This is a genomic window from Paenibacillus sp. DMB5 (assembly GCF_001517085.1).
Classification (GTDB): Bacteria; Bacillota; Bacilli; order Paenibacillales; family Paenibacillaceae; genus Paenibacillus_AQ.
Map to the genome: position 1 here is coordinate 57,449 of NZ_LRAC01000147.1, position 15,044 is coordinate 72,492.

Below are 15,044 nucleotides of genomic sequence, written 5' to 3' on the forward strand. Positions count from 1 at the left end.
GTAAGCGTGCTTTATTTAACCGAGCCTTGGGCAAACCCGTTGTAAATATATTTTTGCAAGGCAATGAAGGCAATCAGCGTGGGAATAATCGCAATCATAATCGCCGCACAGATTACCTCCCACTGCGAGCCGTAAGGGCCCTTAAATTTAAAAAGCGCGGTGGAGACAACCTGGAGGCTGCTTTTTGGCATATACAGAAAAGGGGTGTAGAAGTCGTTATAGATGTTGACACCCTTCACAATGATGACCGTAACAATTGCGGGACTCAGCAGTGGCAGAATGATCCTCCAATAAATCGTCCAGTAGGAGGCACCGTCGAGCATAGCCGATTCATCCAGGGACTCGGAGATCGAGTCCAGGAACTGCATGAAAATATAAACAGCTATAATGTCCGTACCCAGGTACATCAGGATCGGCGCCCAGCGTGTATTAAACAAATCGAGCGAGTTGATGATCTGAAAGGTGGCTACCTGTGTTGTTACTCCGGGAATCAGGGTTGCCAGCAGGAAGGCCCCCATCAGCAGCTTGCTGCCTTTGAATTTGAAGCGGGCCAGAATGTAGGCCATCATCGATCCGGTCAATGTTGCTCCTGCAATAGAGATCAGCACGATAATAATGGTATTCATGAAGCCCAGCAGCATGTTGCCGTCAACAAAGGCCTTGGTGTAATTGCTGAAGTTCAGCCAGTTCTCGGGTAAAGTAAGCGGACCGGTACTGGCGTATTCGGCATTGGTTTTGAGTGATGCGAAAAAGACCACGATGATTGGAATAAGCGCGGCAAGAGCCCCAAAAATCAAAGTAAGATATTTAAAGAAGGAGGCTGCGCTGTATTTAAGGGTATGCATCTCTTACTTCTCCTCCTTTATCAGAACACGCTGCAGAATGGTAACGATGATAACAATACCCAGCAGGACTACCGCCATTGCCGAAGCAAGACCCAGCTTGCTGTATTTAAAGGCCACATCGACGGTCTGAATGACAAAGGTACTGCTGCCGTTGGAACCGCCGGTCATGACGTAGGGAATTTCAAATACGCCGATCGCTCCGCTTACTGCCAGAATCAGATTGAGCTGCAGAATACGCTTGATGCTTGGCAGAATAATATGTCTGAACTGGTGCCAGCGGTTGGCTCCGTCAATCTCGGAAGCTTCATAAATATCGCTGCCGATCGATGAAATGGCACCCAGGAAAATGATAAAGTTCATCCCCATATATCTCCACACCGAAGCAAACGCAAGCGAAATATTAATTAAATGCGGATTCAGCAGCCACTTCTGCTGCCAGGCCCCGAGGCCTGCCAGATCAAGCAGTGTGTTCAGCGTCCCTTCCGGCTTGAAGAAGAACAGGAAGATAAACCCGATGGCGACTCCGTTAAGCAGTGTAGGAAAGAACAAAATACCTTTAAACCAGTTCTTCAGCCTGACATTAAAGCTCAGAATAGTCGCAAAATAGAGCGCCAGCCCCATCTGCACAAATGTAGCAAAGAAGTAATACAGACTGACTTTAAATACGGCAAAATACTCCGGTCTCGTAAAAATCGTCTTATAGTTGTCGAACCCGACGTACTCCATGTTTTTGCTGAAGCCGTCCCAGCTTGTGAAGCTGTATTGGAACATTTTAATTACAGGCAGATATGAGAATGTTAACAGCAGGACAACCGGAACTAGCGAGAATAAAAAAATAATTAAAATACGCTGATTTTTATAACTTAAGTTGGACACTCTCTCCACACCTCCCAGGAACAAACAGATGCTACTAACTCCAGATCCTCACAAACACGGCAAAAGTGAAGGGGAAAATGCGCCAGGCGCATCCCCCCGATCTCTTGACTCTGTCTTCACTCCTGCGTTAATGAATTTCAGCTTCTATTACGGTATTTATTGGGCAGCTGTAACTTTCGCTCTTGCCGCTTTCCATTTGTCGTTCAGATCCTTCATGATGTCATCATAAGACTCTTTGCGGTTGCCGATTGCTGCTTCAATAATGACTTTCTTGAAATCAGGCTGCCAAAGCCCGATTTCAGCTTCCTTGTCAATCGCATCAACCCAGCCTTCTTCACCCTCTTTGGCAGGGGTAAGGGTATCAAAGGTAACCTCTGTACCTTCAAATTGCTTCAGAATTTCCGGAAGCTCGGCTCCTTTAACAGGACTCATGCCGCCGCCTTCAGTTGTCGGATAGCCGGATTCATTAATGAACCAGTCAACCCATGCTCTGGCTGCCTCTTTGTTTTTACTGTGGATACTGATGCCGAGGTTATAATCGTCAGCCAGAGGGACAAGAACCTTCTCTGCATTGGTAGGGAACGGCATGAAGCCCACATCATCAGGATTGGTTGCCAAGCCTTTAACTTGACCGATCGCCCATGAGCCGAGTACCATTGTCCCGATTTTACCGTTGGCCAGATCAGCCTTGGAGGACTCCCAGTCGGTTGTTGTAGGGTCTTCTTCGATCAGGCCATTTTTGGCTGCATCATACATTACCTTGTACAAATCATAGTGAGGCTGTCCCTGCACAAAGTTATCGTCTGAAGCGACTTGAGTAATATTCACATAGTCACGGTTGCCGGCAACGTTGCCAGAACGGCTTCCCATTGGGTGAGCGTCCAGCCGGCTGCATAGTTTGTATACAGCGGAACAGCATCCGTTTTGTCTTTAATATTCTGCAGTGCAGTCATGAACTGATCAATGGTTCTTGGAACTTCAGTGATGCCTGCATCCTTGAACACCTGTTTGTTATAAATAATTCCCGAGTAATTAACGGTAATCGGAATGCCGTAGGAAATGCCGTCCACACTGCGTTCCTCAAGACCTGTGTACTGCTGCTCAAGCTCGGCTTTTTGGCCCAGTGGTTCAAAGAAATCCGGAAGGTCCTTGATAGCCACACTTGTAGGCAGCAGGAGCACATCACCGTAATCATCCGTGCTCATACGGATCTTGATCTGGTCCTCGTAAGTGGAGAGCGCTTCAAAGTTCACTTTGACATCCGGATATTTTTCATTAAATTTAGCTGCATAATCTTTGAATACGGTATCAACAATGTCTGTTCTTTGCGTGATTACGGTGATATCGCCTTTGATGTCCTTTGCCCCATCTCCTTCGGGAGCTGCCGTCGCCTCTGCAGCGGCTCCGTTATTTCCGCCATTGGTTGCTGCTGCATTATCTGCATTATTGTTTGATGAACAGCCTGCGAATAAGCCCGCCATCAATGTCAATGCTGCCAATCCGGTAATTGCTTTTGTTTTTTTCATTGTTAAAACCCCTCTCTCCATTCAAGCATCATAATAACAAAAAAACTAACTAATATTTTGAAAACCCAAACGATTAACAACTTAATAAGGCTAATTATTTCCTGTTCACTCTTTGAAAGTGCGTTGTTATCGCTTACAAACACATTATAATGCGTTAAAAGCCCGAAAACGATGGTTTGAATTGTTTTTTCTGGTCTTATATTTGTTATTTTTGTTTTATATATTAGTTTGTTTTATGCAAATAAAAACACAAAAAGAGGGCTTTCCGCCCCCTGGTAATAGACATTCCCCTATTCTGTTGCAGCTTTAGCAGCCTAGACTTTTGGTATTCTGCAACCGCTTTTATAATCCTTTGGCGTCACACCGCATATTTTCTTGAACAGCTTATTGAAATACACGGGATCGCTGTAGCCGACCTTTTCGGCAATCTCATAATTTTTAAGATCAGGCTGGCTGATCAGCAGTTCTTTGGCTTTGTCAATCCGTATGCCGATCAGATAATCGGTAATCGTCTGACCCGTCTTATATTTAAAGAGGCGGCTAAGATAACTGGCATTCATCCCTACTGTCTCTGCCAGACGCTCAAGCTCGAAATGATGTCCGTACTCCTTTTCAAGAATAGCTTTGGTCTGCTCGACTACGTAATGTTCTCCGCCTTCGGCCTGGACTACCGGCTGCTGCGGTTCGGAAGAGTTCGTTTGTTTATTCTCTTCCACCCGCTTCAGCAGATCATACAGCTGTGCTTTCTCTATCGGCTTGAGCAGATAATCCAGCACGCCGAAACGTATCGCCCTCCGGGCATAGTCAAAATCACTAAAACCGCTAAGCACCGCTATCGGCAGATCCTTCATCCAGGCTCTGGCCTTTTCTATCAGCATAAAGCCGTCCATGCGGGGCATCTTGATATCCGTAATCAGCAGATCAATATCCTCCGCTGTTATAGCCGAAAGCTGATTCCATGCCTCCATTCCATTGCCGTGCGAGCCGATAACTACCACTTCCAGATCCATTCTGGAAGTAATTTTCTCAAGCCCGCGGCGGATAACTTCCTCATCATCCGCAATCATGATTCTGATCACTTAGAAAATCGCCTCCGGTTGTATTACATGTGCAAAATGATGGCGCTACCATTTTCATTATAGGCCTGATGACTTCAATATAAAATGTGTTGTATTGCACTTTTATAGTCTTGTCTTTACATTACATATTTGCCTCTTGTAATCCGCTAGAAAAAACGTTATAACTTATATGTATTTTGTTATTACAAAAATAACATTTTATTAATAACAAATCAATTTTTGTTATTATTTATTTTGCAGAGCGAGAAAAGGAGACAGTGTAATGACAACAGTATTCGAGGAGCGCAAAGCTCTGTTAACCGGACGTACGAGGCACTGATTGCCCGTAAAAATGAAAAGCTGCCTTTCGGCAACGGCATCTATGACCGCTATCAATATCCGCTGCTCACCGCAGAACATGCACCATTAATCTGGCGTTATGATTTTAACCCGGAGACCAATCCGTATTTCGCCGAAAGAATCGGTGTGAACGGTGTCTTCAATCCGGGTGCGATTGAACTGGACGGCAAATTCTACCTCGTAGCCCGTGTGGAAGGCAATGACCGTAAGTCCTTCTTCGCTGTGGCTGAGAGCAACAGCGGGGTAGACGGCTTCCGCTTCTGGGATCACCCGGTCATTCTGCCCGAAACCGAAATTCCCGATACCAACGTCTACGATATGCGTCTGGTCAAACATGCCGACGGCTGGATTTACGGTCTGTTCTGTACTGAACGCAAAGACCCGGAAGCTGCACACGGCGACCTGTCGAGCGCTGTAGCCCAGTGCGGCATCGCCCGCACCAAGGATCTCAAGACCTGGGAACGGCTTCCCGATCTCAAGACCGGCTCTGCCCAGCAGCGCAATGTTGTCCTGCACCCTGAATTCGTAGAGGGGAAGTATGCCTTTTACACCCGTCCTCAGGATGGCTTCATTGACGCCGGTTCCGGCGGTGGTATCGGCTGGGGCCTGTCTGACTCCATCGAAAATGCTGTCATCACCAGCGAAACAATCATGGATCAGCGCTATTACCATACAATCAAGGAAGTTAAGAACGGTCAAGGTCCGGCCCCGATCAAGACGGCCCGCGGCTGGCTCCACATTGCTCATGGCGTGCGCAATACAGCTGCCGGTCTGCGTTATGTTCTCTACGCCTTCCTGTCCGATCTGAACCAGCCTAACAAGGTTACCCATGCACCCGGCGGCCATTTCATTGCCCCTGACGGCGAAGAACGTGTCGGGGATGTATCGAATGTCGTGTTCTGTAACGGTGTTATTGCCCGCGACAACGGAGAGATTTATATCTATTACGCTTCATCGGACACCCGCATACATGTCGCTACCACCACAGTTGACCAGATGCTGGATTATGTGCTGAATACGCCGGAAGATCCGCTCCGCTCCTACGCCTGCGTTCAGCAGCGCATCGAGCTGATAGACCGTAATCTGCAGCTGTAATCTGTAACTTATGCACAACAACAAAGACGGCCCCGGCAGAAATGACTTTCTGTCGGGGGCGTTAGCCTTTTCGATTAAACCGCTGCGCCGTTTAAGGTTGAGAGGAAGCGGGCTGCCTTTCACGGGCTTCCTTCCATCTTTCATTCAGCTCATCAAAGGATTTCTGCAGATCAGGTGCAGCAATCAGCTCCTGAATATAGTCACCGGTTGCAAAGGTAAGCTTCGAGCGGTTGGCCATATCAATAAACGCGTCTGTCTGTACCACTGCTTCCACCAGCTTCGGATGATATGAATTAAATTCTCTATACTGTTCCATGGAAGGCTCCAATGAACCGTCTACCGGAAGAAAGCTTTCAGCAGTATAAGCGGTTTCCTTAACCAGAAAGTTCACCCAGGCCATCGACAGCTCCTTATTCTTGCTGTATTTGCTGACGCCAATAAACCAGTCGGGATTGAGCGGGGCATAGTGCAACTGGCCGTTATCATAAGGAAACGGAAAAAAGCCGATATCCTCCGAGGCAGCCCCGGCATCAAGAACCTGGCGAATCGTCCAGTTTCCGTTCAGGTACATCCCGGCTTCCCCCTTGGCCAGTCTGGTTTTGGAAACCTCCCAGCTGTTCGAGAACAGCTCATCCTCCACATATCCCCGGGCAACCAGCGTACGGGCAATACCGAGCGAGCGTCCCCATTCATTATCCAGCTGCCAGGGATTATTAGTATGAACCATGTTATTGAGATAATCAGCACTACCGGTCATATAATTAACCATATTGGTGCCCCACTCCCGGAGCGGCCAGACCGCACCATAATTCATGTACAGCGGAATTAGGCCCGCTTGTTTGAGTTTGGCACAGATTGCGTAGAAATCATCGAGGGTCTGCGGAATTTCCGTAATACCCGCCTGTTCAAAGGCCTTCTTATTGTAGATGATCCCGCTTGTAGTTGTCCCGGTGGACAGACCATACCGCTTACCGTCGAACGCCGTAAAGCTTTTGAACCTCTCATCGGCAGACATCTCCGTACTGAGGGGTTCAAAAAAATAACTCAGCTCCTTCGCAGGCAGATTAACCGGCAGCAGCAGCACATCCCCGGCATCCTTGGTAGACAGCCGGACCATGATATCTGTAGCATAGTTGGATAATCCTTCAAACTCCACACTAGCCTCGGGATATTTTCTTTTAAACTGGTCAGCGTAACCCTGCATCGTACCATTCTCTATCAGGTCAATCCGGTTTGTAAGCATAAGAATGCTGCCGGACAGGATTGCCTGTTCATTATCTGCAGCCGGTGTAGCCGGGATAGCCTGTTTACTGCCCGTTTTGTAGCATCCCGCGGAGAATAGGATAAGGAGAAGCAGCACGGTATGCAGCGGCCAATGCTCTTTAGCCTTCTTCAATCCTGATCACCCCCTTCTGACTCTGATATGCTTTCTATGCGGTATGAGGGAAGCGGCAGCGAAAGGATTACATCCGTTCCCTCCCCTTGCTTACTAAACAGCTCAATACCATAAGCTGCACCATAGTTGAGCTGCACCCGCTGATGAACATTTTTCATGCCGATTCCGCCATTAATGCTCTTCTTGTGAGGGGTCTCCCGCTTTAAATCTTCTCTCAGCTTATCCAGTGTCTGCTGATCCATACCACAGCCGTCATCGCGGATATGGAACAGCAGTTTATGTGCTGTGAATTCACATTTGATGCTGATATGCATGTGCTCCTTGCTGTCATCCAGTCCGTGATAGGCGGCATTCTCTATAATGGGCTGAAACACCAATTTAATAATGTTGTACTCATTTAATTCTTCCGGAACATCAATCTGCAGCACAAATCTGCCGGGATACCGGCTGTTTAACAGCTCAACATAGTTGCGGACATACAAAAGCTCCTGCTTCATTGTGGTTTGACCGGTCAATTCGCCCGTGCTGTAACGCAGCAGCTTACCCAGAATCGAAATCATATCGGCAGCTTCCACATCATCGTTAATTTCTGCGGTCATCCGTATGGATTCCAGTGTATTATATATGAAATGCGGATTGATCTGGCTCTGCAGGGCATGAAGCTCCGCTTCCTTCTTTTGCTCCTCAATCCGGTAAATATCCTGAATCAGCTCCCTGATGCGGGCGAGCATCCGGTTAAACTGATGACCGAGCAGCCCGATCTCGTCCCGCCGCCTCACAAGAAAGTTAACGTCAAGCTCCCCATTCTGGACCCTCTTCATCAGCTGAATCATTTGCTTCAGCGGTTTGGTGAGTGCGAAGGACAGTACAATCGAAATGATTAACGCCACGACAATAATAATCAAGGTGGCTAATAAGGTTGCGTTGCGGGTCAGCTTAACATCACGGGTCAGTTCATCGACAGGAATGGATATAATCACCTTCCAATTTGTCTTGGCCGAACTGGAATAGATGTTAAGCCGCTGCTTGCCTGACACTGTGTCATAAAAGCTCCCGGCCGCTCCCTGAGCATTCCGGAACAGCATGGTTTGCGAAATATCCATCGTCAACAGTTTCTGATCACTGTCATAGACCACCTTGCCGTCCTGATCCACGATCAGGGATTTCCCCCTGGTGACCTTGTCCAGTTCCGCCACCTGAGTCTCCATATTGCTTATATTGGCCTCTACTGCAATCAGCCCGATAGGATTCCAGAGGCCGTCAACAATTTTTCGGACTACAGTATAGGCATATCGTGTACTCTGAAGGTTAGTAGTATAGGCCTGGGTGCCAAAGAGCAAGGCTTCACCACTGGAATCCCTCGCCTGCCGGCTCCAGAATTTGTAGCTCTGATCCAGATCCAGCCGGACACCGCCGTCTTTGGCAGAGTAATAGCCGTTGCCATATGCGTCAAAAATGTAGACAGAGTTCGTACCCCGTTTAATATTGTTGATAAAAGAGATATTGCCTTCAATCCCCCGCTGGATGGACAACAGCAGGTCAAAGTCTCCCGGTGCAACGGTTCTGCCGGCCGTATCCCCTTCACTCTGGTTTTTTTGTTCATGATAGCGGTTGGATGCAATCAAATTTTGTTTGATCTCGTTCACATAAGCCGGCATGGAAGAAATCCGTTTCATATCTTCTATGTAGTCGTCGATCCCGTCCATCATTTGATCAATCAGCTTCTCTGAATAAGCAACTGTATTGGCTTCAATCGACTCTGAATAGCTCTTATAACTGATTATGCCGATAATGGAAAGCGGCAGTGTAACGATAACCAGGAAGACCAGCAGCAGTTTGCGTTCCATGCTCATGTCTCCAATAAAGGGCCACCCGTTGAATTTGCCTTGTTCCTTCATTAGTCTTCCCCTTTTTGGCTGTATCCTGATTGAGTATAATCATAGTAACACTAATTTAACTTTAATTTATGTATTTATTCTATAAACGACAACTGCAGAGGCAAGAGCCGCTTGAATATAGTAATGCCCTTTCATTTCTCACGGTGGAGTGAAAGGGCATTATGCTTCGTTATGCTCCATGACATGATTACGTTCGTATTCACTTCACTAATGTAAGCGATTTAATTATTATCATATCAGTTCGTTTTCCACAGAAAAAGGGGCTGTATTTACATTTATAGTGCTCTGTTTGTATTTTGGAAATAGACAGAAATGCAAAACAGCGATGCTCCCGGTAGCGGGATAATCGCTGCTCTGCTTAAAGCCGCAAATTTTGCGACTTTTTATGATTAATGGATTTTTCTGCATTTCTTACTTTTTCAGTTTGCCCTTAATCCTTAAAATTCTCTGTAAAAATCATTCCGCATTTCCGATACCGCTAGGTAACACTCTTTCCCCTCCAGCAGCTTTGCCGGAACTCTCCAGACTTCCCCGTAATAGTAGCTGTCCGCCACTAATTCTCCATCCGCATAGATCTGTGCAGTATCACCGTAATAATCAAGGTTAACGAAGCCTTGGGAGCCTGTAACCTTTATTTTCTGCCAGGTAATCTTGCGCTCCCCGCCGATATGCAGCTCCTCTGCGTACTTAGGATCAAAAGGAGCATGCTCCACAGGTTCGATGGTGATCGCAGGTTCAGTATACGGCTTCTCGACAGTATGATATTCAAAGCCTCCGCCGTTCCAGTGCCAATACCCGAAATTACCTTCGGCAACGGAACGAATTTCGCTGCCAGCCTTGTACAGATCGCTCTCCTCGCCCACAAATACTTCTCCGTCCAGCCTGCGCAAATATTTCGCCTGTTCCCAAGTGAGTGTAATTACGTTAATGCCGTTCACCTGGAATCCGGATGCGAGTCCTGCTTCAGGTGTGAACCCCTGCCCGTTCTCAAACTGATATTCCGCAGCAATTCCTGGAATCTGTGCAAAGAAATAGGTATCGCCTTGCCGGCACAGCGGCTGGGCCGTAGCATATTTCAGGATATTGCCTGACAGCTCCATATTGAACGGCATAAAGAAGCTGACATCTCCGGTAACGTCAATCGGCGGGAAAGTGACGGTTCCTGTATCAATGACTGCTCCCCGGATATCTTCGAGCTGCGACAGCCGCTGGTAATGGTTAATAAAAACAAATCCGCTTGTACCGTCTGTACGCATCACATACCGCAAGGAAGCTGTATCCTCCCGTTTCACCGTATGCTCGGCCTCTACCCTGGTCATAGGTGCCAAGGTCTGGTCCCATTCCTGTACAAACAGATGCAGCAGATTCAGCAGCCTGTACTGCCCGCGCACCTCGCCATACTCGGAAAGTGCGGTCTGAAAATCATAGGAGAGGATCGGATAATCGTTCGGATAGCCCGTTTCCTTCGATTCCTGGAAAGTGGACAGCTTGCCGATCTGATTCGTCCCGCCGTGATACATGTAATACCCGATCAGGTTGTTGCCGTCACCAAGCTTCACAAGTGAAATGGCGTAGATATCCATCTCGCGGATAACCGGTCTGCGGTGATGGGTTACCTGAAGGCCTCCGCCGAGCTCACAGGTTGCAAAAGGATAACGTTCGTACGGCAGCTGCCATTCGCCGTCTTCTTCACTGCCCCGGGGAAGGAGATCCGCCCCTATTCCTGTATCGTTCCGCATCCCGGTAAAGAAATAATGAGGTGACGGCGGAAGCGGATTCATATGTTCCTCCCATGGAGCTTCACAGTAGCCCCCGAATACAGGAACCACTTCGTCTACAGGAATCTTGGCACCGGAGACTGCATTCCAGCCCGTTACTGTATAAATAGGGGCAATCATCCCGCACGCTATGGCCAGCTCTTTCAGTTTAGCCAGATGCTCGGCATCATTCGTCAGCTCGTTCTCTAACTGGACGGCAATGATATTCCCCCCATCCTTGTAAAAGAGTCCCTGTACCTGCTCCGCGATTTTCTCATACAGAACGGTTACCTTCTCCAGGTATTGCGGATTATTCTCGCGCAGCTTGAACGGCTTCGCAAGCAGCCAATCCGGATATCCGCCGTTTCTGCATTCGCCATGCGCCCAGGGACCGATCCGCAGGACAACCTCCAGCCCGGCCTTCTGGCACTCCAGTATAAAAGCACGCACATCATTATCGCCGGAGAAGTCGAATACGCCCTCAATCTCCTCATGGTAAATCCAGAACACATACGTAGATACAAGCGTTATACCGCCTGCTTTCATTTTACACAGCTCATCATACCAGTCTTCTCTGGCACATCTGGAATAATGGAATTCACCTGTTACCGGAATGATCGGTTTGCCGTCCCTGGTAATATATAGACTCGTTACATCGATTGTCTCACCAGCCGGGTTAGCTCCTCCAAGCTTTAAATGATTGCGGAGGATTTCAGGCTGCTTGTAGTTTTTAAATGTATACACTTGTAATCTCCCTCTCTGTAGGTTCCAGTCAAAGATAACCCTAATGTAACGCAGGCCTGTGCACAAGCCAATCGATCATCTTCGGCTAAGCATGGATTATATTCTTGCGTGTCTGTCTGTTCCTGGAGCTCTCTTGACTATATTGCCATTGTAACGTGGAGGATAACGGGGCTGTTAGGATTATAAGACTTAAAAACTAGCATAGAATGAACATTTCCGGTAAAAGTGTATGTAAAAATCAGCTGCACTCCGCACAAAAACAGCCCGCCGGCTAAATCCCGTCAGGCCGTATCCTGTTCCTTATTTGGCTTCCGTAAAAATCTCCTCCAGCACTCTTCCGTCGCCGTGAGAAAACTCAACACCAAGAATCCAGCCCATCGTCGGCGCGATGTCAACCATCTCAAGCTCCCCGAAGGCATAGTCCTGCCTGATTTGCCTGCCGGAGATAACGATGTTGCAGCGGTAGCCGGCTTTATCGGGAGAATAACCGTGAGTGGCATAACGGATGCCTTGTGCTTCCAGATCAACCAGCAGCGGCTGGTCCAGGCTTTCGTCGAAGCTATAGCCCTTCCTGGCTTCCAGCATGAAGCTGGTGACCGGACTGGCATGGAGCGAGTCCAGCTTATCTCTCTTATACACCTCTTCAACGCCTGACGCAGCATCCTCCATGTACTCTTTTACAGCTTGAAGGGCTAATTGCTCTGCTTCAGCATCCCCCGGCCGGATATGCAGGTAGGCCGAACCGCCGCCGCACTGGAAGTATGCCCGCCATTTCCTGTCGCCGTTCTCTTCATAGATCAGGCCCTTGTCCTGTAAAAGCTTGTTCAAATGCACCTTGTACCGCACATTGAACTGGCCGTGATCCCCGAGCACCATAATCACCGTGTCGTCCCTGATCCCCGCTTCCTCGACAGCCTGCATAATCTCGCCCAGCCGGTTGTCCATCCGCAGGATAACCCGCTTTACTTCCTCGCTGTCTGTACCGTACTGGTGCTTGGCATCATCGAGATCAATCAAATGCAGCATCAGCAGGTTGGGCTTTTTGCGCCTGATCGTATCCGCAGCACACTTTGCAGTGAAATCATCCAGATACGGCTGCTGAATCCCCTGCCTGAGCTTTCCTTGCCTCAGCTCCATCTGGATCGAGTACAGCGGGCTTCCGCTGCGGAGTACCTTGAGCGCCTGATTTTCTCCCTTCAGGGCTCTGATCTCCGGGATATTATATCGAATGGATGATTTGCCGGACACCGGCCAGAGTATTCCTGCGGTGCTCATCCCAGCCCTCCGCACAGCATCATAAATCGTCGGAGCCTGGATCGCCTCGCGGAACCAGAACCAGTGCTGGTCCTCCTCCGGGACGAACGGCTGCAGCGGATTGTTATGATGAATCCCGTGCCTTGCCGGATAAACTCCCGTAGCGGTAGTGGTATGAACAACATAGGTGAGCGTCGGATATACGCTGCGGAGCCGGTTGCTGTAAGCACCGCTCTTCATTAATTTAGCCAGATTAGGCAGACGGCTCGCCAGCTCCCAGTTGTCCTCCGAAAAGGCATCGTAGGAGATGACGATCAGATGCTTCGCTTTTGGCGTAAGCGCCGTGTTCGGTTCCATATTAGTTCCCCTTAGGCAATGTGATAAAGACAAAGAATCCGATCAGAAACAGCGGGATAATCGACAAAATGCTGTAGCTGGCGTTGCCCGTAAGCGTTGTGGTCAAAGCCATCAGGGCAGGCCCGAGGATCGCGGCAAATTTTCCGAAAATATTATAGAAGCCGAAGAACTCATTGGAGTTCTCCTTCGGTATGATTTTGGCGAAATAGGACCGGCTGAGTGCCTGAATCCCTCCCTGGGCTGAGCCGATCAGCGCCCCCAGAACGAAGATATGCCACACGGACGAGATAAAGAAAGCGGCAATACAGGAAATGATATATGTAAAAATACCGACAATGATCATGGTGCGCGCGGAGTATTTTTTAGCCAGATTCCCGTAAATGATCGCACACGGAAAGGCAATAATCTGGATAATAAGCAGAATGCCGAGCAATGTAAAAGTGTCCATCGAGTCCGCACCAAGCACAGAAGTGGCATAAGGCACTACCATTTTAATAATCGTATCGACTCCGTCAATGTAGAAGAAATAGGCAAGCAGGAACACGAAAACAATATTGTGCTGGCGGATGTTAGCGAAGGTAACGGCTAGTCTCTTAAAGCTTTTGGCAACAGGCTTCGGCTCCGGCTCAATGTAATATCTCTGCTTCACATCCCGGATCATCGGCACTGTCAGCAGTCCCCACCAAAGCGCCGTAATGATGAACCCGATCTGGTAACCGATGGCCTTATCCATCCCCAGGACAAAAATCAGCAGCAGACTGATCCCAAACGGAATAACACTGAAAATATACCCGAACGCAAAGCCTCTCGTTGACACCTTGTCCATCCGCTCATCCGTAGCAACATCCACCAGGAAGGAGTCATAGAAAATATTGGCCCCTGCGAATCCGATCGCTGACAGAATGTAAAAGGCAACCAGCAGCTGCCACTGCCCGCTGTCCGGTGAGACGAACGCCAATGAAGCCGTAGCCAGGATCCCTAGCGCCGCAAAAAACATAAAAAAGCGCTTCTTCCGGTCCTTGTAGTCGGCTATCGTGCCCAGGATCGGGCTGAGTACGGCCACCAGTATACTGGCGATGGAATTGAAGTAGCCCAAATCCATGCTGCTGTCCACATTGTTGAACATCCCGAACACAATCGGCAGCAGCGCCGTCGTCACCGCCATCGAATACGCCGAATTGCCGCAGTCATACAGAATCCATGATTTCTCCTCTTTGCTCAGCTTCATCTGATCTTCTCCTCTTTTACAACTGATTGTTTCAGTTATATCACATGAACGTATGGAGCACGTTAAACGGATGTAAAATCATAGAAGCCGCATGTCTCAGTACTCGCCTTTGATCACAAAGAAAGAACCGCGGATCGTTCCGGCCAGCTTTGATTTCTGACGTGCAAATTTGAACTTCTCCTCCAGCTCCTTAGGCACATCCATCCCCTCGGACAGCTTGAAGCCGACAGCCCGCTTCTTCGGGTCATCTATGGTGTACATTACATTAATAGCAAGACCGTCCTCGTAGAAGACATAGGTGAACCGGATATTTTCTACCTGAAAGCTTGAGGTTTCCAGCGGCTTGGCTGCAAATTCGATATTGCGCTCTTCCTTCAAAATCCGGTTCACATAATCAAGGTTCTCCTGGCTCTCACCGGCCGGTACGGTTGTAAACGCATGCTTGTACTTGTTCATAAAATAACGCGCTTCATTCGCCCGCAATCCGGCCAGCGCCTCTGCTACAGGGGATGACTCCAGTCCGGCTGTTGACACCTCTTTAAAATCAACGGTATACGGCATGTCCATTCCTCGCTTCACTCGAATTTGTACTCGTTTTCAATCAAATTTGATATTTACTATGATACCAGAAACTTGAATTGTAGGGTTAG

The 15,044-nt window shown here is 48.4% G+C and carries 9 protein-coding genes and 2 pseudogenes; 1 reads left to right on the plus strand and 10 read right to left on the minus strand.

The features are described 5' to 3' along the window. Positions 1–11 precede the first annotated feature (11 nt). The 4 genes and pseudogenes from AWJ19_RS25635 to AWJ19_RS25650 all read right to left on the minus strand — a co-directional run bounded on the left by AWJ19_RS25635 (position 12) and on the right by AWJ19_RS25650 (position 4,326). Positions 12–845 (minus strand): carbohydrate ABC transporter permease, encoded by an 834-nt coding sequence (locus AWJ19_RS25635; RefSeq protein ID WP_068728076.1) that lies wholly within the window; start codon positions 843–845, stop codon positions 12–14. A 3-nt stretch (positions 846–848) separates the two neighbouring features. Beyond that, entirely contained in the window at positions 849–1,730 is an 882-nt protein-coding gene (locus AWJ19_RS25640; RefSeq protein ID WP_068728077.1) for a sugar ABC transporter permease, read from the minus strand. A 147-nt stretch (positions 1,731–1,877) separates the two neighbouring features. Then, a pseudogene (locus tag AWJ19_RS25645) lies at positions 1,878–3,247 on the minus strand (extracellular solute-binding protein). Between the two features lie 314 nt (positions 3,248–3,561). Continuing rightward, positions 3,562–4,326, minus strand: coding sequence for a response regulator (locus AWJ19_RS25650; protein ID WP_082708113.1), 765 nt, complete (start codon positions 4,324–4,326; stop codon positions 3,562–3,564). A 262-nt stretch (positions 4,327–4,588) separates the two neighbouring features. On the opposite strand from AWJ19_RS25650, the pseudogene AWJ19_RS25655 reads away from it, so the two are divergent. Further along, positions 4,589–5,760: pseudogene (locus AWJ19_RS25655) on the plus strand (glycosidase). Between the two features lie 91 nt (positions 5,761–5,851). Here AWJ19_RS25655 and AWJ19_RS25660 read toward each other — a convergent pair. The 6 genes from AWJ19_RS25660 to AWJ19_RS25685 all read right to left on the minus strand — a co-directional run bounded on the left by AWJ19_RS25660 (position 5,852) and on the right by AWJ19_RS25685 (position 14,955). Further along, complete coding sequence (locus AWJ19_RS25660) at positions 5,852–7,156, minus strand: ABC transporter substrate-binding protein (RefSeq protein WP_068728078.1); 1,305 nt, start codon at positions 7,154–7,156, stop codon at positions 5,852–5,854. After that, positions 7,153–9,003: a sensor histidine kinase gene (locus tag AWJ19_RS25665; RefSeq protein WP_241781887.1), complete on the minus strand. Its 1,851-nt coding sequence runs from the start codon at positions 9,001–9,003 to the stop codon at positions 7,153–7,155. The genes AWJ19_RS25660 and AWJ19_RS25665 overlap by 4 nt, the downstream gene beginning before the upstream one ends. Before the next feature lie 488 nt (positions 9,004–9,491). Then, on the minus strand, positions 9,492–11,555 hold the full coding sequence (locus AWJ19_RS25670; protein WP_068728080.1) for a beta-galactosidase: 2,064 nt from the start codon (positions 11,553–11,555) through the stop codon (positions 9,492–9,494). A 300-nt stretch (positions 11,556–11,855) separates the two neighbouring features. Then, positions 11,856–13,166: an ectonucleotide pyrophosphatase/phosphodiesterase gene (locus AWJ19_RS25675; RefSeq protein ID WP_068728081.1), complete on the minus strand. Its 1,311-nt coding sequence runs from the start codon at positions 13,164–13,166 to the stop codon at positions 11,856–11,858. A 1-nt stretch (position 13,167) separates the two neighbouring features. After that, positions 13,168–14,394: an MFS transporter gene (locus AWJ19_RS25680; RefSeq protein ID WP_068728082.1), complete on the minus strand. Its 1,227-nt coding sequence runs from the start codon at positions 14,392–14,394 to the stop codon at positions 13,168–13,170. A 96-nt stretch (positions 14,395–14,490) separates the two neighbouring features. After that, entirely contained in the window at positions 14,491–14,955 is a 465-nt protein-coding gene (locus tag AWJ19_RS25685; protein ID WP_068728083.1) for a phage tail protein, read from the minus strand. Between the last annotated feature and the right edge of the window lie 89 nt (positions 14,956–15,044).